Source organism: Duganella sp. CF458 (assembly GCF_900113115.1).
GTDB lineage: Bacteria > Pseudomonadota > Gammaproteobacteria > Burkholderiales > Burkholderiaceae_D > Rugamonas.
Map to the genome: position 1 here is coordinate 129,669 of NZ_FOOF01000002.1, position 23,223 is coordinate 152,891.

Genomic DNA, 23,223 nt, shown 5'->3' on the forward strand with positions numbered 1-23,223 from the left:
TGGCTCACTCTGAAATTGGTTCGGGGTCGATATCGAGGATATGGTCGATGCCGATGCGCCTTGCATCGTCAGGCCGCTCTTGCGGCAGCGCAGGCGCGGACCACACGTCGGCCACCTGGTTGCCGCTGAAATCGCACACCAGCACGCGCAGCTGGAAGACGCGGCCATAGCGCTCGGGCGCGGTAAGCGTGTCGATGGCGGCTTGCGCCAGCGCGTGGTGAAAGGCGTCGCCCAAGCCCCGTTCGACCATCAGTTCGGCGCCAAAGCGCGCGGTTTCCGCGGCCGCGATGGCGGCGCAGTCCTCAGGCGCGGCGCCGATCTTGCGCGCGATGTCGGCGACCAGGTCGGTATCGACTTCGCTGCGGTTGGCGTGGGTGATCGTTTCGCCTTGCGCTATCTTGGTCAGCTTGCCCACCATCACCGCCAGCACGACGAGGCCGATGCGTTGCGAAGCCGCTTCGTCCAGCGCGTAGCGCAGGAAATCGCCCATCTGGACGAAGCAGGCGGAAGGCAGTTCAGGGCGCTCGGCGCGCAGCGTGGCAATGGCAAAGGTCTCCGTGCGGCCGCCGGTGGTCAGCGCCACCACTTCGTGCCCGGTGGTCGCCGCTACCTGCACGCCCTGCACCACGCTGGCACGCCAGGCTGCAGTCGAATATGGCCTGACAATACCGGTGGTGCCAAGGATGCTGATGCCGCCCAGGATTCCCAGGCGCGCATTGGTGGTCTTCTTGGCCATCACTTGCCCATCCGGCACGCTGATGGTGACTTCGATGCCGTGCTCCTGCAGCAGGGCCGGTGCGGCTTCGCGCAGGTTGTCGGCGATATTACGGCGCGGTACAGGGTTGATCGCCGGCCCGCCTACTTCCAGGCCGAGACCGGGCATGGTGACAGTGCCGACGCCATCGCCGGCCACGTACTGCACGTCGCCGGCCCGGCCGGGCAGCAGGCGCAAATCGACCGTCAGGTGGGCGCCATCGGTGCAATCGGGATCGTCGCCGGCGAACTTGACCACCATGGCGTGCGCAGATTGCGCGTTGCAGCCGCCGTCGTGCACGGCGAAGCGTACCCGGCTGCCATTCGGCAGAAGGCTTTCGATCTCGCCCGGAACTTGTCCGGTTGCCAGGCCAAGCACCGCAGCGCGCGCCGCCGCGGCAGCACAGGCGCCGGTCGTGAAACCGGTGCGTGTGCCGCGTTCGGCAGCAGCTTTCTCTTTCATGCCTGCCCTGCCTTCTGCTTTGCCTCGGCCAGAGCCAGCAGCGCATGCAGGGCCGCGACCACCAGCGTCGAGCCGCCTTTGCGGCCGCGAATGACGATCCACGGCACCTCGGCTACTTCCGCCATCAGGTCCTTGGATTCGGCGGCGGAGACGAAACCGACCGGCATGCCAACCACCAGCGCAGGGCGCACACCCTCTTCGCGGATCAGCCTGACCAGCTCGATCAGCGCAGTCGGTGCATTGCCGATGCCGACGATAGCGCCTTCCAGCAGGCCAAGCCGGTGCGCCTTGCGCATCGCTTGCACAGCGCGCGTGGTGTCTTCCGTTCTCGCCGCGTCGATGACGTCGGGATCGCTGATGAACTGGTGCGTCTTCATGCCGAAGTGCGCCAGGCGCGGTTGCGACAGGCCGGAGCAGATCATCTCGACGTCGGCCACCACGGGCGTCCCGCCAGCCAGCATCGCCGCGATACCGGCCCGCACTGCCGAGGGATGGAAGTCGGTCAGGCCGTTGAAGTCGAAGTCCGCATTCGCATGGATCATGCGCCGCACGATCGGCCACTGCGATTCGGTGTAGGTGTGCGAACCGACTTCGGCATCGATGATGGCGAAGCTGTCATGCTCGATCACCTGGCCGGCGCGGGTCAGTTGTTCGGTGACGGTGTTGATGGTGCTCATGCCGGCTGCGCCTCCGCATGTGCATGGGGATGATCATGCGTGTGCGAATGAGAGTGGCCGTGACCCAGGTCGTGCGCGATCTCGCGGTAGCTGCAGCCGTCGCAAGGCAAGCGGCTGTCCGGCGCGCCGGCGCGCAAGTCTTCCACGCGCTGGTCCATCAGATCGAAGATCTCGTCCTCGAAGCCGAAATGCTCGGTGCAGGCAAAACGCACATGCGGATACTGGCCGCGCAGGTGTTCGACCTGGCGGTGGATGCGTTGCATCAGCGTGCCGGTGTACAGGTAGTAAGGCAGCACTACGACCTGGCGCATGCCCAGCGTCACCTGGCGTTGCACGACTTTCTCCAGGCGCGGCCAAGTGATGCCGGTGAAGGCGAGATCCACCAGTTCGTGGTCGCCCTCTTCCAGCAGCCAGCGCGAGATCTTGGCCATCTCGCCGTTGGCGCCGCGGTCGGAAGAGCCGCGCCCCAGCACCACCACGCCGGTCGTGGTCGGATCGGGCATGTCCAGGGTGCCCATGGCCTTGCGCAGGCGGCGCTTGAGAATGGCCAGCACCGGATCGCAGGCGGTCAGATGGGGTGCCAGGAGGAATTCCGTCTGTGGGCAGGCGATGCGCGCGCCTTCGATCGCTTCCGGAATCTCCATCTTGACGTGGCCGGCGGCGTTCAGGATCAGCGGCACTACCAGTACGCGGCGCGAATTCGCGGCCACCGACTGCAGGCTGGCATTCAGCTCGGGCGGCGCGAACTCGATGAAGCAAAGCTCGATACGCCAGCCTGGCCGGCGTGCCCGCCACATGTCCACAAAGTCACGGATTTCCTGGTTGCCGGACTCCTCGCGGGAGCCATGGCCGACGACGAGGATGGTATCGCTCGCTGCTGCAATCGCTGGCATCATGATGGGTTGGTTCATGCGCTGGCCTTTCTGAAACGGTGGGTGAAAGTTGGGTCGTATAACTTGGAGCGCACCAGGGTTTCCCAGTGCAGTGCGCCCAGCGTGGGGCTGGCGACGATCATGGCCTGGCTGGCGACGCCGGCTTCGCGGCAGCGCTGCTTGATGTCGGCCAGGGTGCCGCGCAGGATCTTTTCCTCGCCCGGCCAACTGGCTTTGTGCACCACCAGCATTGGCGCGTCTTCCGGCCAGCCTGCCGCGCGCAGCGCGGCTTCGACCTTGTACATCAGGGTGATCGACAGGAAAATGCACAGGGTGGTCCGGTGTGCTGCCAGGCCGGCCAGGTCTTCGCCTTCCGGCATTGGCGTCCGTCCTTCGACGCGCGTGAAGATCACGCTTTGCGTCACCTCGGGCAAGGTCATTGATTCGCCGGCGGCGGCCATCGAGGCCATGGCGGACGAAACGCCGGGTACGACGGCCCATTCAATCCCTTCCGCACTGAGCGGGCGCGCCATTTCGATCAGCGCGCCGTACAGGCCGGGATCGCCGGTTTGCAGCCGTACTACGGTGGCGTGCGCGCGTGTTTGTTCGATCAGCCAGGCTGTCATTTCTTCCAGCGTCATGTCTTTCGAATCGCGGATCACGCAGCCGGGCGGCGCGTACAGCGTCGCGGCCCGGTCGACCAGCGAGCCGGCGAACAGCACCGCGCCGGCTTGCGCCAGCAGCTTCTGTCCTTTGAGCGTGATCAATTCGGGATCGCCGGGACCGGCGCCGACAAACCAGACTTTGCCTATAGGGCCGAGTGTCATGTCTGAAATTCTCCTGTGTGTTCGTGGACCGGCTGCGCACGCAGGGCGGCCAGCACGGCATCAACGCTGCGCAGGGTGGTGCCAGCGGCAAGAAGGCCGCGCTTCGCCAGTTCGGCGTGCAATGCCAGCGCATGCGGCATGCGCTGGCCGGCGGCGTGCAGTGCCTCGCGCTGCGAAGCTAATTCCAGTGCCGGTGTCGAGGCGATGCACCTGCCCGCAGCCATCATGTGGATCTCGTCGCCCCATCGGTAAGCAAAGTCGACGTCGTGGGTGGACAGCACGACCGTCACGCCGCGTGCGGCCTGGCGATCCAGCAATGCTTCGAGTTCGGCCTGCATCGGTGCGTCCAGGCCTGCCATGGGTTCGTCCAGCAGCAGCACCTCGGGCTCCATGGCCAGCACGCCGGCGATGCAGACGCGCTTCTTCTGGCCAAAGCTCAGGTGGTGGACGGGACGGCGGCCGAAGCCGCCAAGGCCAACTGCGTCAAGCGCTGCGGCGACACGTTCGCGCACGGTGGCGTCATCGAGTCCCAGGTTCAGCGGGCCGAATGCCACATCCTCTTCGACCAACGCGGAGATGAGCTGGCGGTCCGGATTCTGGAATACCAGGCCGACCCGGCTGCGCAAGGCGGCCAGGGCGCTGCGGCGATAGTCATAGGCTCGGCCGTTCCAGCGCAACTGCCCTGCGCTTGGGCGGAGAAGGCCGTTCAGGTGAAGCAGCAAGGTGGTCTTGCCGGCGCCGTTGGCGCCAAGCATTGCATGACGGCGTCCCGGCGCCAGCGACAGCGTGCAGCCGCGCAGGCCGGTGCTGCCGTCGGCGAATACGTGCTCCACCGCTTGCAGTTCAATCAAGGGCGTCATAGGCGGTCCCGCAGGGAGAGTGCCAGAAGCAGCGCGCTGGCCAGCAGCGACAGGCCAAGCTGGCGTCGCGTACGGGGGAAGGATGCAGGCATGAAACGCAATCCACCTTGACAGGCGCGCGCGTCGCACGCCATCTGCAGTGCCGATGCGCGCTGCCACACCTGCACCGCCATTTGCCCCGCCAGCAGGCCCGTCGACCTCCATTGCTTGCGCAAGCCGCGATGCCCGAGCCGCGCGGCCTGCGCGGTGCTGCCTTCGTCCCATGCCTGGCGCAGCACGAACAGCATGCGGTAGCACAGCGCCATCAGGTCCAGCAGGAGTTCCGGCGTGCGCAAGCGGCGCAGCAATGCCAGCAAGTCCGGCATCGGGGTGGTCAGCACCAGCCCGAGCACCGCAGCCAGCGCGGCGACCGAGCGCAGGGCAATGTGCGCAACTGTCGGCAGCAGCTCCGGCGCCCAACGCCAGCTGCCGTCGCCGGTGGCGATGACCAGCATCGTCAGGCAGGACAACAAAACGAAGCTGAGCGGGGCGAGCGCTACTGCGAGGTAGGTACGCAATGGGACGCGCGCGCCGGCCAGTGTGCCCAGCATGGACAGCAGCGCGAGTATGGCCAGCGTGCCCGGTTTGCAAGCCAGCCAGGCCGAAACCATTCCCGCAAGCGCAAACCCGCCCTTGGCTGCCGGCGCGACGTCCTGCCAGCGGCAGGCGTAGGCCGTTGCGTCAATCCGCATGGGTATCCTGTCCGGCATCCTGCTTTGCGCAGCGCCGCTCCCGCTCGCGCGCCACCGACATGCCGAGCCAGAATCCGATCACCACGGCGCCAATGGCTGCCTGCAGCGCGAACAGCAGCGACGAGACTTCGCCGCTCGGAGGCTCGAACAGCGGCGCAAACCAGGGCTTGTAATTCGGCGCAATGGTACCGATCGCCTGCTGCGCACGGAAGTCTGCGCCGCTGAATGCTGCCGGCGTCTCGCCGGCAAACCATAGCGGCATCACCGTCAACAGGACGATGGCGACCCAGATCAATGTGGTGCGCGCCTTCATGCGGCTTTCCCTTTCACCAGGGCCATGACCGGCAGCAGGCGCAGTTCATGTGCATTGAAGCGGGCCATCGCGTTCACCACCAACACGGTGAGCAAGCCCTCGCTGATGGCGATCGGCAGTTGCGTCAATGCGAAGATGCCGGCGAACTTGGCGAACGAAGCGCCCATGCCGCCGACCGGATCAGGAAAGGCCCAGGCCAATTGTGCGGAGGTGGTCAGGTAGGTCGCCAGGTCACCAATGAAGGCGGCCAGGAACACTGCGCCGGCGCGTGGCAGGCCAATTGCGGCCACAATACGAAACACGCCATAGGCGACGAAAGGCCCGACGACCGCCATGGAAAACACATTGGCGCCAAGCGTGGTCAAGCCGCCATGCGCCAGCAGCAAGGCCTGGAACAGCAGCACGACAAAGCCAACCGGCACCATCGCGGCGGGGCCAAACAACAGCGCGCCCAGCCCGACGCCGGTCGGATGCGAGCAGCTGCCCGTTACGGACGGCAGCTTCAGCGCCGACAGCAGGAACGCAAAGGCCGAAGCAACGCCCAACAGCATGCGCCGTTCGGGGTGCGCCTGCAGGCCGAGCGCCATGCTGCGCAAGCCCCAGGCCAGGAAGGGAATGGATACGGCTGCCCAGCCCAGCGCGTGCGCAGGCGGCAGGAAACCTTCCATGATATGCATTCGAAACCTCCCGTCGAATGGTCAATGAAAGCACTATCAGGGGAGAGCAGGAGGACGGTCGACAGGGGCGGCGGACAAGACGCAGGAAGCCGGTCGACAGCGGCTTCCCTTCACCCCGGAGAATAGTGCTGGTAGTATCGGGCCGGTATTCTGGCTCGCCTTCATCCTCCTTCGGGCCTTCCCGCGCAAAGCGCAGTGGCGTATTTCCGAAGTCGTCAGGCTTACAGCAGCGGGGGCTGCACCGGAATGGCTGCATATGGCAGCGTCACCGGTTTCCCGTTTAACGCGCATCCTGGACAGGACGCGCGCACCCAATTGCCGAATAGTACATTAAAGAACTTGCGACTGGCAAACGCCCGTGCGCAGAAAACTTTCACGAAACAAGTCACGTCTGACTAGCCTTGGCGGGGTGGAATAAAACAGACAATCGCTGCGCACGATAGGTTTTTCCCAACCATTTCTAGCTATACTGCTCCCTCCAGGAAATTTCCAAGGGGCAACAATGGACGACACAATCGAAGGTAAGGAGAGCTTGCCAACACTCCCCGTGGCGCTGGCTGCGGCAACATTGCTGACGGCTTGCGGCGGCGGCGGCAGCGAGGGTGGGAGTGACAGCGGCAGCACTTCCCCGTCCGTGGTCGAATCGATTGCCAACGCACAGGCTGCGCGCTTCCTCGCCCAGGCTTCGATGGGCGCCACGCATGAACAGATGACGCGGGTGCAGACCGTCGGCTACAGCAAATGGCTGGACGAGCAAATGGCCATGCCGGCTACCCAATCGCGTTGGGACTGGCTGATGGCCAAAGGCTTCAACGCCATCGACAACAAAAACAACCAGGCCGGCATCGACGCCGCGCTGTGGTTCAAGCTGCTCAAGTCCCCCGATACCCTGCGCCAGCGCGTGACGCTGGCCCTGTCCGAAATCGTGGTCGCTTCGCTGGACGGCTTCACCGGTGCCTGGCGCGCCTTCACCGGCGCCGCCTATATGGACATCCTGGAGGCTAATGCCTTCGGCAACTACCGCACCTTGCTGCAGCAGATCACCTTGTCGACGGCCATGGGCGAATACCTGACCTATCGCGGCAACGCCAAGGCGAATCCGAAAACCGGTTCCATGCCGGACGAGAACTACGCCCGCGAGCTCCTGCAGCTGTTCACCATCGGCCTGCTGAAACTGAACACGAACGGCACGCCGAGCGAGCAGGAAACCTATACCCAAGCCGACATTTCCGGCCTGGCCCGCGTGTTCACCGGCTGGGACTCCGATCTCGCCGGCGGCACCAACGATACGCCTGACTACCGCAAGCGCCCGATGGTCCAGGTCGGAAACAAGTACGAGCCCGGCGAAAAGACCTTCCTCGGCACCACGATCGCCAGCGGCGTCGATGCCGCAACGGCTCTGAACCAGGCGCTCGACGCGATTTTCGCGCATCCCAACGTGGCGCCGTTCGTCTCGAAACAACTGATCCAGCGCCTGGTCACCAGTAATCCTGCGAAGGACTATGTGGCGCGCGTGGCCGCTGTCTTCAACAACAACGGCAGCGGAGTCAAAGGCGACCTGAAAGCGGTGGTCAAGGCGATCCTGCTGGACCAGGAAGCACGCAACGCGTCCAACCTCAGTTCCACCACGTTCGGCAAGGTGCGCGAACCCGTCCTGCGCTTCACCGCCTGGGCGCGCGCGTACAACGTGACCTCGCCAAGCGATGCCTGGGCCATCGGCAATACCAGCGAGCCCGCGTCCCGCCTCGGCCAAAGCCCGCTGCGTTCGCCGAGCGTGTTCAACTTCTTCCGCCCCGGCTATGTGCCGCCGGCGCTGGGCGTGGTCGCGCCGGAATTCCAGATCGTGAACGAAACCAGCGTGGTCGGCTACGCCAACTACATGCAAACGGCCATCAGCAAGGGCATCGGCGACGTCAAGGCCGACTATTCCACGCTGCTGCCGCTGGCCGACAACGTACCGGGGCTGGTCGACGAGATCAACCTGGTGCTGGCCGCCGGCCAGCTGAGTGCCGACACCGTCACCCTGATCCGCACCGCCGTCACCAGCATGGCCACCGGCACCGACGCCGCACGCGCCAACCGCGTGTACGCCGCGCTCACGCTGGTCATGGCGTCCCCTGAATTCATCGTACAGAAATAAGGCCCCCACCATGACTAATCAAGCTTCGCGCCGCGCCTTCCTCAAGCGCGCATCGGCACTCGGCGTGGCAGGCGTGGCGGCGCCTTGGGCAATCAACCTGATGTCGATCGCCGAGGCGGCGGCAGCCACCGCAAGCGACTACAAGGCGCTGGTCTGCGTCTTCCTGTATGGCGGCAACGACTACGCCAATACCGTGGTGCCATATGACAGCACCAATTACACGCTGTACCAGCAGCTGCGCCCAACCATCGCCTATGCGCGCGACGCCTTGACGGCTACCGCTTTGGTGCCGTCCGTGCCCGTGCTGGATTCGACCGGCGCCACGCGCGAGTTCGCGCTCGCCCCCGCGCTGGCGCCGCTGGTCCCGATCTTCAACGCGGGCGCCCTGGGCGTCATGCTGAACGTCGGCCCGCTGATCCAGCCGACCACCAAGGCGCAGTACCAGGCCAAGTCGGTGCCGCTGCCACCCAAGTTGTTCTCTCACAATGACCAGCAATCGATCTGGCAATCGTCCGCGCCGGAAGGCTCGCGTTCGGGATGGGGCGGCCGCCTGGGCGACCTGTTCGAAGCCAGCAATGGCAACGCCACCTTCACCTGCGTCAACGTGTCGGGCAACGCGGTCTACATGGCCGGCAAGACCGCCGTGCAATACCAGGTGTCGGCCAATGGTTCGATGCAGTTCAACGGGCTGAAGTCGCCGCTGTTTGGCTCTTCCAGCGCCACCGAAGCGCTGCGCACCCTCATCACGCAGCAGCGCAGCCACTCGCTGGAAAACGAATACAACCGCGTCACGCGCCGTTCGGTGGACGCCAACGCGGCGCTCACCTCGGCCCTGGCCACGGCGCCCGTGCTGCAGACGGTGTTCCCGGCGTCGAATTCGCTGGGCGACCAGTTGAAGATGGTGGCGCGTATGATCTCCGCCAAGGACAGCCTGGGCGCCAAGCGCCAGGTGTTCTTCGTTTCGATGGGCGGCTTCGACACGCACGACAACCTGGCAACCGTCCATCCGGGCCTGATGGCCAAGCTGGGCGACGCGATGTCGGCTTTCTACCAGGCGACCGTGGAACTGGGCGTGGCCGACAAGGTGACCACCTTCACCGCCTCCGATTTCGGCCGCACCCTGGTGGCCAATAACGACGGCTCGGACCACGGCTGGGGCAGCATGCACTTCATGATGGGCGGCGCCGTCAAGGGCAAGCGCTTCTACGGGACCGCGCCGGTGGTTGCCAACAATGGTCCGGATGACGTCGGCCAGGGCCGTTTGCTGCCCAGCACCTCGGTTGACCAGTATGCGGCAACGCTAGGAAAATGGCTGGGAGCGAGCGACGGCGAACTGCTTGATTTGCTGCAGAACCTGGACAACTACAGCACGCGCGACCTCGGCTTCCTGTGAAGCCTCCGATCCGATTGAATCGGATCACATGGTAAAGTAGTGGCGTTCAACCAATGCCACTACTTATCATGAGCAATGCAAAGCCGATACCGGACCCGAAAGACCTGAAGCTTGCGGACTTCCTGTGCTTCGCCATCTACTCGGCCAACCTCACGTTCGGCAAGGCCTATAAGCCGATCCTGGACCAGCTTGGCCTGACCTATACCCAGTACATCACCGTCATCGCGCTGTATGAAGAATCGGGCCAGATGGTGAGCGAGCTTGGCGAAAAGCTGTTCCTGGAATCGAACACGCTGACGCCGATCCTGAAAAAGCTGGAAGCCATGGGTTACGTCACCCGCCAGCGCAGTGCCTCCGATGAGCGCCAGGTGCTGGTCAGCCTGACCGCGCAGGGCCGCGCGCTGCGCGAGCGCGCTTTCAACACAAGCCTGCGCGATGCTTGCGGCTTGACCGGCGATGAATTCGCCGAGACGCGCGACGCCGTGCTCAAGCTGCGCAACAACCTGGCCAAGTCGCTGGACAAATAAGTTCTCCTATAGCCGCGGCATCTGCTTCGTGACGCAGTGGATGCCGCCACCGCCGGCAGCGATCGGATCGATATCGAGCTGCACGATGTCGCGGCCTGGATAAAGCCTGGCCAGCAGCTCGCGGCAATAACCATCGGCTTCCGCGTCGCCGAATTGCGGCGCGATCACCGCACCATTGATCGGCAGGTAGTTGATGTAGCCGGCGGCGAAATCCGGGTTGCCTTCGGAGAATCGGTTGCTGCGCGGCTTGGCCGGCGGCGGCAGGATGTGGATCTCCAGTTTGCGGCCATCGGCATCGGTGGCGTTCTTCAGGATGTCCAGGTGCTTGCGGGTGACCGCGTAATCGTAGGATTGCGGATCGTCGTCGCGGTTCACCACGACCACGCCGGCGCGCACAAAGCGGGCGTAGAAATCGACGTGGGCGTCGGTAATGTCCTTGTCGCGGATGCCCGGCAGCCAGATGATCTTGCGCAGGCCGAGCCGCTGTTTCAGCTCTGCTTCGACCTGGCTCCTGCCCATGCGAGGGTTGCGGTTGGCGTTGACCCAGCAGCTTTCCGTCATGATGCCGGTGCCGTGTCCATCCACCTCGATGCCGCCGCCCTCGCCGACCAGGGAGCTGACGAAGTAGTTCGCTTCCAGGTCTTCGCTCAGGGCCTTGGCGACACGGGTGTCGCTGGCGGCACGCTGCTTGCCGCCCCAGCCGTTGAAGTTGAAGTCCACCAGGCCCAGGTTGCCGGCGCCGTCGATCACAAAGCAGCCACCATAGTCGCGCACCCAGATATCGTCCAGCGCCAGCGGGAAGTAATCGATGTTCGTCAAGCCGCATTCGCGCTGGGCCTGTGCCAGTTGCGCCGGCCGGCAGAACACCGTCACCGGCTGGTAGCGCGCAATGGCCTGCGCCAGGCGCGCCACGGCGGCATTGACCGGCGCGGCCCAATCCTTCCATACGGTGCCGGACGCCGCATATGAAACGAATACGCGTTCTTGCGGCAAATGCTCGTCGGGCATATACCAGCTGCTGGCGGCGATGCCGCGTGCGCCGGCTGCGCCTGCGGTCAAACCGAGTAAGCTGCCTGCTGCGATTTGCTGCATGAATGTTCTGCGGGTCGGCATGGTATCTCCTGTGGTGGCCGGTTGATGAGTCAAACAGGTTCTTGCTGTGTGGTGCAGTGGATGCCGCCGCCGCCGGCGGCGATGGCGTCGATATTCAATTGAACGATCTGGTGGCCCGGCAGCTGTGCCGCCAGCGCGTTGCGGGCGGCCTGGTCGGCAGCGGCATCGCCGAATTCGGGCAGGAACAGGGCCTTGTCGGTCAGCAGGAAGTTCACATACCCTGCGGCGAAGTCCTTGCCTGCATAGGCTGGACGCACTTGCTTTGGCGTTTCCAGCGTAATGAGCTGCAGCGGACGGCCGCGCGCGTCGCTTGCGCTGCGCAGCAAATCCAGGTGTTGTCGAGTTACAGTGTAGTCAAAGGATTTGCTGTCGTTGTCCAGCGCTGCAACCACCACGCCAGGCTTGATGAAGCGGGCGTAGAAGTCGGTGTGGCCATCGGTGATGTCGCGCCCTGCGATGCCCGGCAGCCAGATGATCTTTTCCAGGCCGAGCAGGCGTTTCAATTCCAGCTCAGCATCGGCCTTGCTCACGCCCGGGTTGCGGTTAGCGTTGAGCACGCAGCTTTCGGTGATGATTGCCGTGCCTTGGCCGTCGACCTCGATGCCGCCGCCTTCCAGTATCAGCTTGCTGCGCAGCAGGGGAACGTTGCTCAGTGCGGCCATGCGGGCTGCCACGGTTGCATCGCGCGTATGCGCCTGCTTGTTGCCCCAACCATTGAAATTGAAGCTGAGTGCGGCGCGCTTTTCGTGGGTATTGTGCGCATTGCGCCCGTCGCGCACGAACACGCAGCCCGTATCCCTCATCCACAGGTCGTCGACCGCATGCTCAATCAGTTGCACATTGGCGCCGCACAGCTGGCGGGCCGCGCCGAGGTCTTCCGGGTTCACCAGCATCTTCACCGGATGGTGGACGGCGATGGCGTTGGCGATACGGGCCAGTGCTTGTTGTACTGGCAACTGCAATTGGGTGCCCCAAATCGACTCCTGCGCCACAAAGGCCATCCATACTGCGCGCTGGGGGCTGCCTTCATCCGGCATCTGCCAGTTCGCCGTGTCGGGCTTGGGTTGGGGCGCGACGGTGGTGCCGTCACCTCCCGCAGTGTGATCGGCGCCGCCGCCGCATGCGCTGATGAGCCCACCGACCAGCCCGATACCGCCCAGGTGCAAGAAAGTACGTCGATTCGTCATGTTGAGTGTTGGTTGCGATTCGAAAGTTCGAATTCTACGAACCGTCACTCATGCGAACAATTGATGTTTTTTGCCCTTTTTAATCGATTTTGCTCATGATAGGCGGGTCTGTCTGGGCGAAACGCAGCAGGCTGTCGAACATTTCCCGGATCAGGGGGATACGGGTATCGCCTTCGGCGCGGGCAATCCATACCGTGCCAAGGGGCAGGCTCGGATAGCCGGGCAGAAGCTGCAACTGGCCACAGCGCAGGGCGTCGTCGGCCAGCAGGCGCGAGACCAGTGCCATGCCGCGGCCGCGCAGGGCGGCATCAAGGGCCAGGCGCGGATCGTCATATATCGCGACCTTGCGGCGGCTGCCGAAATGGCGGCGGACGAATGGGCCGATCCAGTCGCTGGTCAAGTCGCCTTCAATACAGGCAATGCCGAGCTCCGGATGCGCGGGCTGGGCCGGCGCGCAGACCGCCACCAGCTCGTCTGTCAGCAGCGGCACCTGGTGCAGGCCGGCCTGCTTGAGCGGCTCGCTCGTAATGCAGATATCCACATCCAGTTCGTCGATATACCGGGCCGTGACGTCAACCGAGATGATCGGGCACAGGGCCGGGTGCGCTTCGCACAGGCGGTCCACCCGGGCTTGCAGCCAGCCGCTGGCAATATGGGCCGGGCACACGATCGTGGCCAGGCTGTCGTCCATATACGTCTCGATGCGGTTGAGGCCATTCCGGATCTGCTCCAGCGACTTGCCCACGCTGTCCAGCAACAGGCGCCCGGCCACCGTCAATTCGACACCGCGCCCTTTGCGGCGGAATAGCGGTTGCCCGAGTTGTTGCTCCAACTGGGCGATCTGGTGGCTGATGGCAGATTGCGAAACGCATAACTCATCCGCCGCGCGCGAGTAATTGCCCAGCCGTGCGGCTGCCTCAAAGCCGATCAGGAACTTGAACGAGGGCAGTCTGGCGTTCGACATATGAGCACGGCTGATGGATAACCGAGGAATTGTCCCGCTGCGATCGAGCCAGCTCAAGTAAATTAAATATCGTATCCGATGCAATCGAATCCGCTTGACATCGCGAAATGCACGGCTATACTCCTGTTCATCGAATGCGACTGCATCGTATGCGATTCAAATCAACTGAGCTTAACTGAACTTAATGGAGCTACACATGAGCAAGATCACCAAAGTCCTCGCCACCGGCAAAACCACCACCACCCCTGTCGATTCCGCGATCTTTTCCGGCAATCCTGAAGGTTTCCTGGACATCCACCTGACCACGCCTGGCAACCCGGCCGGTCGCGTGATCGACATCCAGGCGACCCAGCCGCACCCACTCGCGGAACAGTTGTTCGCCGGTGCCTGGTCGGCTTGCTACTCGGGCGCCGTTGGCCTGGCGGCCAAGGAAAAAAAGGTGGTGCTGCCGGACGGTACCCACGTCGAGATCGAGGTCGATCTTGGCCAAGGGCGCGGTGAATACTTCCTCCAGGCGCGCTTGACCGTGTTCGCGCCGGGCGCCGACCACGCGGCAGTGACCGAGGTCGCCCACCTGGCCGACGCCATCTGCCCTTACTCGAAAGCTGTGCGCGGCAACATCGACGTGGCGATCAATGTGGTCACCGCATAAGCGATACAAGTTGTAACCTTCGTTGCAACGGACGTGCCTCTGGAGCATCTTGGCAAGACAATAATTCCAGAGGACGTCCACCATGAAAAAGAACATTGGATTTGCCCCGGTCGTGGCCGTGGGCATGCTCACGCTCACGCTCACGCTCGCAGCCTGCAGCACCCTGCCGCCAAGGCACGAGCCTTATCCGGTTGCCGCAGCTCCGGCGCCGGCACCACCCGTCGCGCCGGTGCCGATGGCTGACCAGCGCATAGCCGCCAATGCCGCCAATGCCGCCAATGCCCTCATGGGCCGGACGCGCGAACAGGCTGCGAAGTCGGCGCCGCCAATGAATTACCTGGCCGGCATGCCCGCGCCGGTGCCACATAGTGCGCGACTGCCGGAATCCGCAGACAAATTCCCCGACAAGGACGGCAACAAATCCGTCCTGGTGAGCGAGCAGCCCGTTTCGACCTTCAGCGTCGACGTCGATACCGCTTCCTACTCCTTCGTGCGCCGCATGCTGTCCGACGGCCGCATGCCGCCGCTGCAAGCGGTGCGCGTGGAGGAAATGGTCAACTACTTCCCCTACAACTACGCTACTCCGGCCAACGCCAGCCAGCCGTTCGCCGTAACAACCGAGGTGATGCCGAGTCCCTGGCAGCAAGGCAACCAGCTTGTCCACGTCGCGCTGAAAGGCTACGACATCAAGGCTGCGGCCCGTCCGCGCGCCAACGTGGTGCTGCTGGTGGACATTTCCGGCTCGATGGGCCCGCGCGACCGCCTGCCGCTGCTGCAGCAAGGCTTCCGCCTGTTTGCCGAGCAGCTGCGCGACGATGACATGGTCTCCATCGTCACCTATGCCAACGGCACTGCTGTCGCCCTCGAACCGACCAGCGGCAAGGACAAGCAGAAAATTATCGACGTGATCAACAACCTGCACGCGTCGGGCGGCACTGCCGGCGGCGACGGCCTGCAGCGCGCGTACGCCCAGGCCGAGCGCAACTTCGATCCCAAAGCGGTCAACCGTGTGATCCTGGCCACCGATGGCGACTTCAATATCGGCATCACCGATCCCAAGCAGCTTGAAAAGTTCATCGTCGACAAGCGCAAGTCCGGCGTCTACCTGTCGGTCTTCGGGGTGGGCCTGGGCAACCTGAACGACGCGCTGATCCAGCGACTGACCCAGTCCGGCAACGGCAACGCCGCCTACATCGACACCTTGCTGGAAGCGCGCAAGGCGCTGGCACAGGAACTGGGTTCGACCATGTTCCCGATTGCGAATGATGTGAAAGTGCAGGTTGAATTCAACCCGGCGCAAGTCGCCGCCTACCGCCTGGTCGGCTACGAAACCCGCATGCTGAACCGTCAGGACTTCAAGGACGACAAGGTCGACGCGGGCGATATGGGCGCCGGCCACACCGTGACCGCCATTTACGAGATCACGCCGGCCGCCAACGCGGGCAAGTTGGTCGATCCGCTGCGGTACGCGCAGCCGGGCAAGAAGAAGGCCACGGAATCGGGCAACAGCGATGAATTGTGCTACGTGAAAGTGCGCTACAAGCTGCCGGGCCAGTCGGCCAGCAAGCAGGTCGACCACGCCGTACGTGCCGACAGTGCGCGGGATTCGCTCGACGCCGCGCCGGATGACCAGCGCTTTGCCGTTGCGGTCGCGGCCTTCGGACAGCGCCTGCGTGGCGAGCAGCAGGTGGCGGATTTCAGCTTTGGAGACATCGCCAAGCTGGCGGAAGGTGCGCGCGGCGCCGACCGTGAAGGGTATCGCGCCGAATTCGTGAAAATGGTACGAATGGCGGAATCCCTTGGCACGGTCGGTGCCACTGCGCAGCGCTGATGCAGCTTACTTGAGCGTGACGTTCCAGTTGCGCTCAACGCACTTCACGTAATTGCCGGCGATAAGCGCGTTGTAGGGCGTCTGGTAATTCACCAGCTGGCATTGGTAATCGCCGCCGCTGTTCCAGTTCTTCTCCCAATAGATGTTGTAGGCAGCGGAACTGGACGGACCGAAGCGCTGCATGGTGGCGCACGACAGCTGTTCGCCAGCCACATTCCACCCGAGATCCGCCGCGAACTGCTTGTAATAATCGATGCGGTTCTGCGCCGCCGGCTTTTCACTGCCGGTGCCGCATTCCGCATTGATGATCATGATCGTGGTGGCGAAGTTGTTCCCCGCGCCGGCGGCGGTATCGCTGGCGTTGGGAACCCAGCTTCCGTCGATCACGTGCAGCATCGATGGCTTGGGTGGTTGCGGATAGACGAAGAAGAACGTCGCCGATGCCAAATTCAGCCAGGTAGACGCCACCTGGTCAGGATTCTTCAGCAGCACCGACTGGTCGCCATTGAACATCACCTGCGAGAACGGCCCGTAGTTGTAGTTGTACGAGAGCTGTTTGGCGCCACGCCCGAAATACTTCTTGTAGCTGCCATCGGCGTTCTTCCCGCAGGTCCAGACCGTATTGAAGACTGGATCCGCACATTCGGTGTTGTAGCCGCAGCCCGGGCCTTCCTCGTTGCATCCCAGTTCGCGCAAGTACTTCAAGCCTTGCCGCCATTGCGGCAACGGCAGGCTGGCATTGTGCTCGCCAGTCTCCTGCGCAAAGTGCGCGAACATCGTGGCCAGCGAATGGCGGCAGATGTTGTCCGCATTGCGGCCGTCGCTATAGTCGCCGCACACTGCCGGGAACTTCGCGACCGCCTGCAGGAAGCGCCGATACTCATAGCTCGCTTCGCGCAGGGAGAAGTAGTAGTCCCATTTCGCCGACGACAAAAGGCGTTCGACCCGCTTCACGTTGGCGGGGTTGCTTGCCGCGCTGGGCGCCACGGCTTCCACCGCTGCGTTGTCGAGTGTCCGTATCGACGCCTTGACGCTGCGGAAGAAGTCATTGTTGGTCAGCGCCTGCTCGCGCGCCTCGGCCTGCAACTTGGTCGGCACCCCGCCGGGCTGCGTCGGCGGATCGCCAGGGTCGGTGGGCGGATCAGTGGCATCACCGATGACCTTCCACGGACCCCAGGTATCGGCTTGGCTCGGTGCATTCCCCTGTGTCCACCATTTCGCCTCATATTGCTTGCTTTGGTAAATGGCGCACATGCCGGCGGTGTACACCTGGCTCGCGCTCCACGCCGGGCAGGATGCCGTGGCGCTGGCCACGGCGCCCAGCGCCAGCGTGCGCGCGGGCGCAGTCCCCTCGGTGCCGCCGCCTCCGCAGGCGGACAGCACCAGTGCGAGTAACGCATAAGTGAGAGTTCTCATGTCAGCCCCCCTCGCTTACTTGAGCGCCACCGGCAGGTCGGGATACTCTTCGCTCAGCGCGTAGCGCACGCCGTTCACCGTGATCGTGTAGGCGGACGGACCGCTGATCGGCAAGGTGTAGTTAAGCGTCAGCGAAACCGATGCGCCGGGTGCCAGCGATTGCCATGCCGGTATCGTGAACTTGGCGCGGTTGAAGTTGGCCTTGAAGCCGCCGATGTTATTCGGCCCGGTATAGCCAGCCTTGATGACCGTCAGGCCGTAACCCGACTGGTCGCTCATATTGGCCGGTGCCGAAACCGGATAGTCGAACTCCACGGCCGAACCTCCCGGAATCGTGGTGGCGGTATTGTTCGTCACCGTCATCACAGGATTGATCGGGTAGTTGCTGTCGCCCAGCTTCCAGCCGCCGAGGGAGATGCTGACCTTCGCGCTGCTGCTTGGCATTGCCGTTTCGGCACGCGTGGCACCATATGGCGCTGCGCTACGGAAGGCTGCGGCGATGTTGTTGGTGAGCGTGTAGCCCATGAAGTACTCGCCCGCGCCGCCATTGCGCGCTGCGTTCCATGCATAGTCGCCGGCCAGCTCCCAGATCATGATGCCGCCGATGCCGTTGTTGACGACGTAGCTGGTCTTGGCTGCGATGGATTGCGCTGTTTCCGTGGAGAGGAAGACCTGGCGCGTGGCGTTCCACAGCCACGGTGCCGCCAACGTAGCGCTGTACTGCGGGCTGTAGGTGCCGGTGATGGTCTTCTCGGTGACGCCATAGGCATCGAGGTAGGATGGCACAATGGCATTTTGCAGGTTGAGCGCGTGCCACAGCGGGTTGCCGCCACCCGGTACCGGTTTGCCGTTGGTGTCCAGGTCGTACCAGACGTTATCGATGCCGGTGGCGCCTTTGCCGCAGGACTTCACACCGGCGCAAACCACCGGGTCGTTGACCACCGGGCTGGTGCCCCACAGGCCATTGTTGCCACCGCTGACTTCCTTCCAGCCGCGCGTGTAATACGGCACGCCGATGTTGATGCGGCCGGCCTGCAGCGCACCGCGGTAGTAGCGGTATGCCCAGTCGACGTTCAGGTAGCCGATGCCGCCGTACTGATAGGCGTTGCCGGCTCTCAGTTCGCCGTCGTTGCCGTCGTCGAACAAGGCGGCGTTGGGGCCGACGTACTGGTTCCATCCGCCGTGCAGGTCGTAGCTCATCAAGCTGGCGTAATCGAGGTACTTCAGGCCGGACAGGTTTTCCTCGCCGCGCAGCACCCAGCCGGATGCGGAGCCGGCGATCGTCAGCATGTAGTACTTGTTGTCTGCCGCCGCCGCCGCATCGAGTTTTTCACGCACGGTTTTCAACAGCACGTTGTAGCTTTTCATCAGCCCAGCCAGCCGTGGCTTGGAGATCGGGAAGTCGAGCGGGTTGCCTGCCTCGTTGTTGGTGGTCGGGTGCTCGTAGTCGATGTCCATCCCGTCGAAGAAGGTGTATTGGCGCAGGAAGCTGACCATCGAATCGGCCAAGGTGTTGATGCCTGCCGTGTTGATGCTGCCGTCCGCATTGGTGGTGGCGGTGTAGAAGCCGCCGCTGCCAGCCCAGCCGCCGACCGACAGCATGATCTTCACGCCTGGATGCTTCTTCTTGTACTGCGCCAGCAGATTGAAGTGGCCCTTGTACGGCAGGGATGGATCCATCGCTGCGGCGGGGATGTTCGGCCAGGTGATGCCGGTTTCGGGGCTGCTGGCACCGCTGCCGATTAACACCTTATTGTCCGTGCCGACACTGGCGAAGGCGTAGTTGATGTGGGTGACGTTCTGCCACGGGATGTCGTTGACCAGGTAGGACGGTTGGCCGTTGGCGCCGGTGCGCCAGCTCGTGAAGTAGCCGACGATGCGGCGGTTCAGGCCATTTGCCAGCTTCTCGCGGCCATTGGCGTCGTACACGCTGCAATACGGGACGTTTGGCACCGGCGAAGTCAGGCCGTCAGGACGACAGGCCACTGGAGTCGGCGTTGGCGTAGGCGTTGGAGTCGGGGTAGGTGTTGGAGTCGGCGTCGGTGTCGGCGTAGGAGTTGGTGTCGGGGTCGGAGTTGGAGTTGGAGTTGGAGTCGGCGTCGGAGTTGGAGTCGGCGTCGGAGTTGGAGTCGGCGTCGGAGTTGGCGTGGACGTCTGTAGCTCCCATGGGCCGTTCACTTCGGTGCCCGGTACATTGTTCTGCGTCCACCACTTCGCCTTGTACACGGCGCCGTTATAGGTAACGCACATGCCGCCGGTGTAGACCGCGCTGGAGCTCCATGCCGGACAGTCAGGCGTTGGCGTCGGGGTTGGCGTAGGAGTGGGCGTTGGCGTTGGCGTTGGCGTCGGCGTCGGCGTAGTCGCCTGCACTTCCCATGGGCCATACTGTTCGGCGCCAGGGACGTTATTTTGCGTCCACCACTTCGCCTTGTAGACAGTGCCGTTATAGGTCACACACATACCCGCGGTGTAAGTCGCGCTCGCGCTCCATGCCGGGCAGGATTCAGCAACCGCCGTGGAAGCGAGAGTGCGTGTTGCTTGTGGGGCCTGGCCGCTGTCGGTTCCACCGCCGCAGCCGGCGATGGCGCTGCCAACCAGCGCGAGCATCAGGTAATTCGGTCGAAAATTCATTGCTGTCTCCGTTATTAGAAATCGTGGTTATTCGGATAACTGCTGAAGAAGTCGTTATCCCAGCGGAAGTGCGTCGCCGAGATGGTTAATGAGATGTCGAGCCCTTCGACGAAGTGCCACCAGCCGACTGGCAGGAACAGGATCTCGCCGGGCGCCAGCTCAACGTCGACTACCGGCACGCCAGCCATCGAAGGGAAGCGTTGCAGGTCGATGTCGCGGCCATCGACGGGAGTAAAGCAATGGCGCTGGTTTTGCAACTTTGGCGTCTCGCACGGGGCGATCAGCCGTACGCGTTTGCGGCCCATCACCTGGATCATGAAGTTGTTGGTCAGGTCGTGATGGAAGGGCGTAATGGTGCCTGCCGGACCAAGCCAGAAGAAGCCTTTGCGCTCGCCATTCAGATACTCCGGAAGCAGCGGCATGTCCTGCCACAACTCATCCAGCGCTTGACGGTTACGGCCGTCGTTATTGGCCGTCATGTAGAAATCGTTGGTGCTGCCGCTGCTGCGTACCCTTTCCACATACTCGCCGAACGGCATGTGGCGCTTGTGCGCGATGCTGTTCATTTCGTAATCGGCGTCGGCATTGCGGCCGAACTGCACCTCCACTTCGCGCTCGCCGAACTGCGCGGCCAGCCAATCCAACGTCCATTTGCCGCGCCCAGGCCAGTCGTCCAGCATGCCGGTAATGATCACCGGACGGTTGCACAGGTAGTGCTCGTGCAGGAAAGCCTCGGTCGACAATCGCTCGCGGCGCGGTACTTCCTGCGGCGCCATGCGGTTCAGGCGTGCCTGGATGCCAAGCAGCCAGTCGCGCTTGGCCAGCCGGTTATGCAGGCGTTGTACACCGTGCAGGTATGGGCTGTTCATCGCAGCCGTGATTTCGGCTTGCGCGAGTTGGGGCGGAATGCCGGACTGGCCGAGGATGCCGGCCAGCGTCGCAGGAGAATGGCCCAGCATCAGGTTTTCGGCGATCCAGCGCCGCCATTCGTCGCTGATGCCAATGGAATGCACCGTCGCACGACGTTTCATAATCGTCTCCAAATGGGAAAAGCCGGCGGCGTGGGGAGCGCCGCCGGCAGGGGGATGGACGATTAACGTCCTTTCCAGACTTCGCTGGTCAGTGCACCGCTGGCATCGCCATCGAGTTCCCACGAGAAGGCGCCGCGCAGGCCCTGGTCGCGGACGTACTGCATCTTGGTGCCGATCACGGTCGGATCGTCATAGCTCCACCACTCGCCGGTGCTGGTGTACAGGTAGAGTTGCTTGGTCACCGGGTGGTACCAGCGCTGGCCGGTCTTGTTGCGCAGGACCTTGTAGTCGTCGATACCGCCTTCGTACGTACCGCCCGCACCGCCGGTAGCGGCCTGGTACAAGCCATTGCCGTTCGGGCCTGCAGTGACGCCTTTCCAGCCGCGCCCATAGAACGGAATCCCAAGCAGGATCTTGTTCTTCGGCATACCGGCTGCCGTCAGCGCTGCGATCGCGTCGTTGGCGTTGTACTTGACCAGGTTGCCGGTCGCAGGATCGGCAGGGTCGCGGTACAGCGGCGAATGGAAGTTGGTGCTCGATTCCCACGCGCCGTGGAAGTCGTAGGTCATCACATTCACCCAATCCATGTACTGCGCGTACAGGTTCGGCTCCGTGTTGGCAATCTTGTCGACGCCGGCGCCGATCGCTGCGGTCAGTGGATAGCGCTTGCCGTCGATGGCGCCTTGCGCATCAAGCTGGGCACGGAACTCCGCCATCAGCAGCGTGAAGTTATGCTTGTCGTTGACCGCGTCGTAAGTGTTGTACGGCTGGCCGCCGCCGCCCGGGTATTCCCAGTCGATGTCGATGCCGTCGAACACGCCCTTGCCTGCGCCGGGGCCGCCGCGCCCATCCTGTACCGGCAGGTCGCCGGCGATGAACATCTTCACGCAGGACTTGGCGAGCTGCTTGCGCAGCGCGTCGGTCTTGGATGCGGCCGAGAAGAATTTCGACCACGACCAGCCGCCCAGCGAGATGAAGACTTTCAGGTTCGGATGCTGCTGCTTGAGCAGTTTCAGTTGCAGGAAGTTGCCGGACAATGGCGCATCCCACGGCACGGACTGGCCGTTGACGGTGCGTTTTGGCTGGCGCTGGTAGTCGGCATAAGAGTCGCCGCCAGTGCCGGCATCCGGCGAAGATGGATTGTCGTTGCCGACTTCGGCCTTCGTCACCATGTCGCACTCGTAGCCGCCGTTCTTCTGGTACACATTGCCGAAGGCGTAGTTGATGAAGGTGAGCTGGTCGGCGACGCTGGTCTGCACACCGTTCACCGGCGTTTTCGTGGTGTGGATGTCCGCCACCTCGTAATCACGGCCGTACACGCCCCACTGTGCGAAGTAGGAACCGATCTCGCGGCCGTTTGGAGTCGGGGTAGGCGTCGGCGTAGGTGTTGGAGTGGGTGTTGGGGTTGGAGTCGGAGTCGGGGTTGGAGTCGGAGTTGGAGTTGGAGTTGGGGTAGGCGTCGGCGTGGTCGACTGCAGTTCCCAAGGCCCATTCGCTTCCGTGCCAGGGACATTATTCTGCGTCCACCACTTCGCCTTGTACACGGAACCGTTATAGGTCACGCACATGCCGCCAGTGTAGACCGCGCTGGAGCTCCAGGACGGACAATCCGGCGTTGGTGTTGGGGTCGGAGTAGGCGTTGGGGTAGGAGTCGGTGTAGTCGCCTGCGCCTCCCAAGGCCCATACTGCTCGGTGCCCGGCACATTGTTCTGCGTCCACCACTTGGCCTTGTACACGGTGCCGTTATGGGTGACGCACATGCCCGCGGTATACACCGCGCTGCTGCTCCAGGCCGGACACGATTCCGCTACGGTCGTTGACGCAAGCGTCTTTGGCTGCTGTGTCGTCTGGCCATTATCGCTGCCGCCACCGCAGGCCGCCAGCACGCTGCCAGTCAAGCCGGCGACCAGCAAACTTCTTGAAATCTTTCGTTCCATTGCTCCCCTCCTTCTTTGGTTGTGGTTGTCGGGACAGGATGGGATGGGGACAATTGGTAGTCAAGTGGTTTTAATTAGTGTCACCAATATAAGACCAGTTGCAAAAATGCACGCGCGGAAAACGGCGGCAAAAATGAGGGAAACGTGAATGTAGCGGGCGATGTCTCAAATGAGACATTCTGTTAAACGGTAGATACCGGCAATATGCAAGTCACTCACTGGTATTGC

19 protein-coding genes, 2 pseudogenes and 1 riboswitch are annotated in these 23,223 nt (G+C 63.3%); of the genes and pseudogenes, 5 read left to right on the top strand and 16 right to left on the bottom strand.

Going from position 1 to position 23,223, the window contains the following annotated elements:
- Window positions 1–4 precede the first annotated feature (4 nt).
- Genes BM269_RS03780 through BM269_RS03815 form a run of 8 tightly spaced genes read right to left on the bottom strand, consistent with a single transcriptional unit; the run spans window position 5 to window position 6,173 of the window.
- Window positions 5–1,216, bottom strand: a complete 1,212-nt coding sequence (locus BM269_RS03780; RefSeq protein ID WP_090435708.1) for a cobalt-precorrin-5B (C(1))-methyltransferase — start codon at window positions 1,214–1,216, stop codon at window positions 5–7.
- Entirely contained in the window at window positions 1,213–1,893 is a 681-nt protein-coding gene (locus BM269_RS03785; RefSeq protein ID WP_090435709.1) for a precorrin-8X methylmutase, read from the bottom strand. The genes BM269_RS03780 and BM269_RS03785 overlap by 4 nt, the downstream gene beginning before the upstream one ends.
- Window positions 1,890–2,804 carry a sirohydrochlorin chelatase gene (locus BM269_RS03790; protein WP_229204493.1) on the bottom strand — a complete coding sequence of 305 codons (915 nt, stop codon included), beginning with the start codon at window positions 2,802–2,804 and terminating at the stop codon, window positions 1,890–1,892. Before BM269_RS03790 ends, BM269_RS03785 begins: the two co-directional genes overlap by 4 nt.
- A complete protein-coding gene (gene cobM, locus BM269_RS03795) occupies window positions 2,801–3,592 on the bottom strand; it encodes a precorrin-4 C(11)-methyltransferase (RefSeq protein WP_090435710.1) in 792 nt (263 codons plus the stop codon). The genes BM269_RS03790 and cobM overlap by 4 nt, the downstream gene beginning before the upstream one ends.
- Window positions 3,589–4,452 (bottom strand): energy-coupling factor ABC transporter ATP-binding protein, encoded by an 864-nt coding sequence (locus tag BM269_RS03800; protein WP_090435711.1) that lies wholly within the window; start codon window positions 4,450–4,452, stop codon window positions 3,589–3,591. Before BM269_RS03800 ends, cobM begins: the two co-directional genes overlap by 4 nt.
- Window positions 4,449–5,183, bottom strand: a complete 735-nt coding sequence (cbiQ, locus tag BM269_RS03805; protein ID WP_170860275.1) for a cobalt ECF transporter T component CbiQ — start codon at window positions 5,181–5,183, stop codon at window positions 4,449–4,451. Before cbiQ ends, BM269_RS03800 begins: the two co-directional genes overlap by 4 nt.
- Window positions 5,173–5,496: an energy-coupling factor ABC transporter substrate-binding protein gene (locus BM269_RS03810; RefSeq protein WP_090435713.1), complete on the bottom strand. Its 324-nt coding sequence runs from the start codon at window positions 5,494–5,496 to the stop codon at window positions 5,173–5,175. Before BM269_RS03810 ends, cbiQ begins: the two co-directional genes overlap by 11 nt.
- Window positions 5,493–6,173, bottom strand: coding sequence for an energy-coupling factor ABC transporter permease (locus BM269_RS03815; RefSeq protein ID WP_090435714.1), 681 nt, complete (start codon window positions 6,171–6,173; stop codon window positions 5,493–5,495). Before BM269_RS03815 ends, BM269_RS03810 begins: the two co-directional genes overlap by 4 nt.
- Before the next feature lie 122 nt (window positions 6,174–6,295).
- A riboswitch (cobalamin riboswitch) is annotated at window positions 6,296–6,503 on the bottom strand.
- 172 nt (window positions 6,504–6,675) lie between these two features.
- On the opposite strand from BM269_RS03815, the gene BM269_RS03820 reads away from it, so the two are divergent.
- From BM269_RS03820 to BM269_RS03830, 3 genes are read left to right on the top strand one after another with little or no spacing between them, the layout of a single operon-like run.
- Complete coding sequence (locus BM269_RS03820) at window positions 6,676–8,313, top strand: DUF1800 domain-containing protein (RefSeq protein WP_090435715.1); 1,638 nt, start codon at window positions 6,676–6,678, stop codon at window positions 8,311–8,313.
- A 10-nt stretch (window positions 8,314–8,323) separates the two neighbouring features.
- Entirely contained in the window at window positions 8,324–9,706 is a 1,383-nt protein-coding gene (locus BM269_RS03825) for a DUF1501 domain-containing protein (protein WP_090435716.1), read from the top strand.
- A 53-nt stretch (window positions 9,707–9,759) separates the two neighbouring features.
- Window positions 9,760–10,233 carry a MarR family winged helix-turn-helix transcriptional regulator gene (locus BM269_RS03830; RefSeq protein ID WP_229204494.1) on the top strand — a complete coding sequence of 158 codons (474 nt, stop codon included), beginning with the start codon at window positions 9,760–9,762 and terminating at the stop codon, window positions 10,231–10,233.
- A gap of 6 nt (window positions 10,234–10,239) precedes the next feature.
- Here the strand turns inward: BM269_RS03830 and BM269_RS03835 are convergent, their stop codons facing one another.
- The 3 genes from BM269_RS03835 to BM269_RS03845 form a co-directional block, all read right to left on the bottom strand.
- Window positions 10,240–11,346 carry an agmatine deiminase family protein gene (locus BM269_RS03835; RefSeq protein WP_090435718.1) on the bottom strand — a complete coding sequence of 369 codons (1,107 nt, stop codon included), beginning with the start codon at window positions 11,344–11,346 and terminating at the stop codon, window positions 10,240–10,242.
- Between the two features lie 29 nt (window positions 11,347–11,375).
- Window positions 11,376–12,533 (bottom strand): agmatine deiminase family protein, encoded by a 1,158-nt coding sequence (locus BM269_RS03840; protein ID WP_170860276.1) that lies wholly within the window; start codon window positions 12,531–12,533, stop codon window positions 11,376–11,378.
- A 79-nt stretch (window positions 12,534–12,612) separates the two neighbouring features.
- Window positions 12,613–13,497, bottom strand: a complete 885-nt coding sequence (locus BM269_RS03845; protein ID WP_090435719.1) for a LysR family transcriptional regulator — start codon at window positions 13,495–13,497, stop codon at window positions 12,613–12,615.
- Window positions 13,498–13,693: 196 nt separating this feature from the next.
- On the opposite strand from BM269_RS03845, the gene BM269_RS03850 reads away from it, so the two are divergent.
- Together BM269_RS03850 and BM269_RS03855 are read left to right on the top strand one after the other, a co-directional pair.
- Entirely contained in the window at window positions 13,694–14,149 is a 456-nt protein-coding gene (locus BM269_RS03850; RefSeq protein WP_090435720.1) for an Ohr family peroxiredoxin, read from the top strand.
- Between the two features lie 82 nt (window positions 14,150–14,231).
- The gene (locus BM269_RS03855) at window positions 14,232–15,980 is read left to right on the top strand and encodes a vWA domain-containing protein (protein ID WP_229204495.1); all 1,749 of its coding nucleotides are present in this window, start codon (window positions 14,232–14,234) and stop codon (window positions 15,978–15,980) included.
- A gap of 6 nt (window positions 15,981–15,986) precedes the next feature.
- Here BM269_RS03855 and BM269_RS03860 read toward each other — a convergent pair whose 3' ends face one another.
- From BM269_RS03860 to BM269_RS03875, 5 genes and pseudogenes are all read right to left on the bottom strand, one after another.
- A complete protein-coding gene (locus tag BM269_RS03860) occupies window positions 15,987–17,396 on the bottom strand; it encodes a glycoside hydrolase family 19 protein (protein WP_090435721.1) in 1,410 nt (469 codons plus the stop codon).
- Window positions 17,397–17,411: 15 nt separating this feature from the next.
- Window positions 17,412–19,691, bottom strand: a pseudogene (locus tag BM269_RS03865) (chitinase C-terminal domain-containing protein); the annotation flags it as partial.
- A 90-nt stretch (window positions 19,692–19,781) separates the two neighbouring features.
- Window positions 19,782–20,027, bottom strand: a pseudogene (locus BM269_RS30150) (carbohydrate-binding protein); the annotation flags it as partial.
- A 14-nt stretch (window positions 20,028–20,041) separates the two neighbouring features.
- Window positions 20,042–21,058: a cupin-like domain-containing protein gene (locus tag BM269_RS03870; protein ID WP_090435722.1), complete on the bottom strand. Its 1,017-nt coding sequence runs from the start codon at window positions 21,056–21,058 to the stop codon at window positions 20,042–20,044.
- A gap of 62 nt (window positions 21,059–21,120) precedes the next feature.
- The gene (locus BM269_RS03875; RefSeq protein WP_090435723.1) at window positions 21,121–22,995 is read right to left on the bottom strand and encodes a glycosyl hydrolase family 18 protein; all 1,875 of its coding nucleotides are present in this window, start codon (window positions 22,993–22,995) and stop codon (window positions 21,121–21,123) included.
- Window positions 22,996–23,223: the final 228 nt, after the last annotated feature.

What these genes read in the sequence shown, in the direction of transcription:
- BM269_RS03780 (WP_090435708.1), bottom strand. Translation starts at nt 1,216, where the DNA reads ATGAAAGAGAAAGCTGCTGCCGAACGCGGCACACGCACCGGTTTCACG.
- BM269_RS03785 (WP_090435709.1), bottom strand. Translation starts at nt 1,893, where the DNA reads ATGAGCACCATCAACACCGTCACCGAACAACTGACCCGCGCCGGCCAG.
- BM269_RS03790 (WP_229204493.1), bottom strand. Translation starts at nt 2,804, where the DNA reads ATGAACCAACCCATCATGATGCCAGCGATTGCAGCAGCGAGCGATACC.
- cobM (WP_090435710.1), bottom strand. Translation starts at nt 3,592, where the DNA reads ATGACACTCGGCCCTATAGGCAAAGTCTGGTTTGTCGGCGCCGGTCCC.
- BM269_RS03800 (WP_090435711.1), bottom strand. Translation starts at nt 4,452, where the DNA reads ATGACGCCCTTGATTGAACTGCAAGCGGTGGAGCACGTATTCGCCGAC.
- cbiQ (WP_170860275.1), bottom strand. Translation starts at nt 5,183, where the DNA reads ATGCGGATTGACGCAACGGCCTACGCCTGCCGCTGGCAGGACGTCGCG.
- BM269_RS03810 (WP_090435713.1), bottom strand. Translation starts at nt 5,496, where the DNA reads ATGAAGGCGCGCACCACATTGATCTGGGTCGCCATCGTCCTGTTGACG.
- BM269_RS03815 (WP_090435714.1), bottom strand. Translation starts at nt 6,173, where the DNA reads ATGCATATCATGGAAGGTTTCCTGCCGCCTGCGCACGCGCTGGGCTGG.
- BM269_RS03820 (WP_090435715.1), top strand. Translation starts at nt 6,676, where the DNA reads ATGGACGACACAATCGAAGGTAAGGAGAGCTTGCCAACACTCCCCGTG.
- BM269_RS03825 (WP_090435716.1), top strand. Translation starts at nt 8,324, where the DNA reads ATGACTAATCAAGCTTCGCGCCGCGCCTTCCTCAAGCGCGCATCGGCA.
- BM269_RS03830 (WP_229204494.1), top strand. Translation starts at nt 9,760, where the DNA reads ATGCCACTACTTATCATGAGCAATGCAAAGCCGATACCGGACCCGAAA.
- BM269_RS03835 (WP_090435718.1), bottom strand. Translation starts at nt 11,346, where the DNA reads ATGCCGACCCGCAGAACATTCATGCAGCAAATCGCAGCAGGCAGCTTA.
- BM269_RS03840 (WP_170860276.1), bottom strand. Translation starts at nt 12,533, where the DNA reads ATGACGAATCGACGTACTTTCTTGCACCTGGGCGGTATCGGGCTGGTC.
- BM269_RS03845 (WP_090435719.1), bottom strand. Translation starts at nt 13,497, where the DNA reads ATGTCGAACGCCAGACTGCCCTCGTTCAAGTTCCTGATCGGCTTTGAG.
- BM269_RS03850 (WP_090435720.1), top strand. Translation starts at nt 13,694, where the DNA reads ATGAGCAAGATCACCAAAGTCCTCGCCACCGGCAAAACCACCACCACC.
- BM269_RS03855 (WP_229204495.1), top strand. Translation starts at nt 14,232, where the DNA reads ATGAAAAAGAACATTGGATTTGCCCCGGTCGTGGCCGTGGGCATGCTC.
- BM269_RS03860 (WP_090435721.1), bottom strand. Translation starts at nt 17,396, where the DNA reads ATGAGAACTCTCACTTATGCGTTACTCGCACTGGTGCTGTCCGCCTGC.
- BM269_RS03870 (WP_090435722.1), bottom strand. Translation starts at nt 21,058, where the DNA reads ATGAAACGTCGTGCGACGGTGCATTCCATTGGCATCAGCGACGAATGG.
- BM269_RS03875 (WP_090435723.1), bottom strand. Translation starts at nt 22,995, where the DNA reads ATGGAACGAAAGATTTCAAGAAGTTTGCTGGTCGCCGGCTTGACTGGC.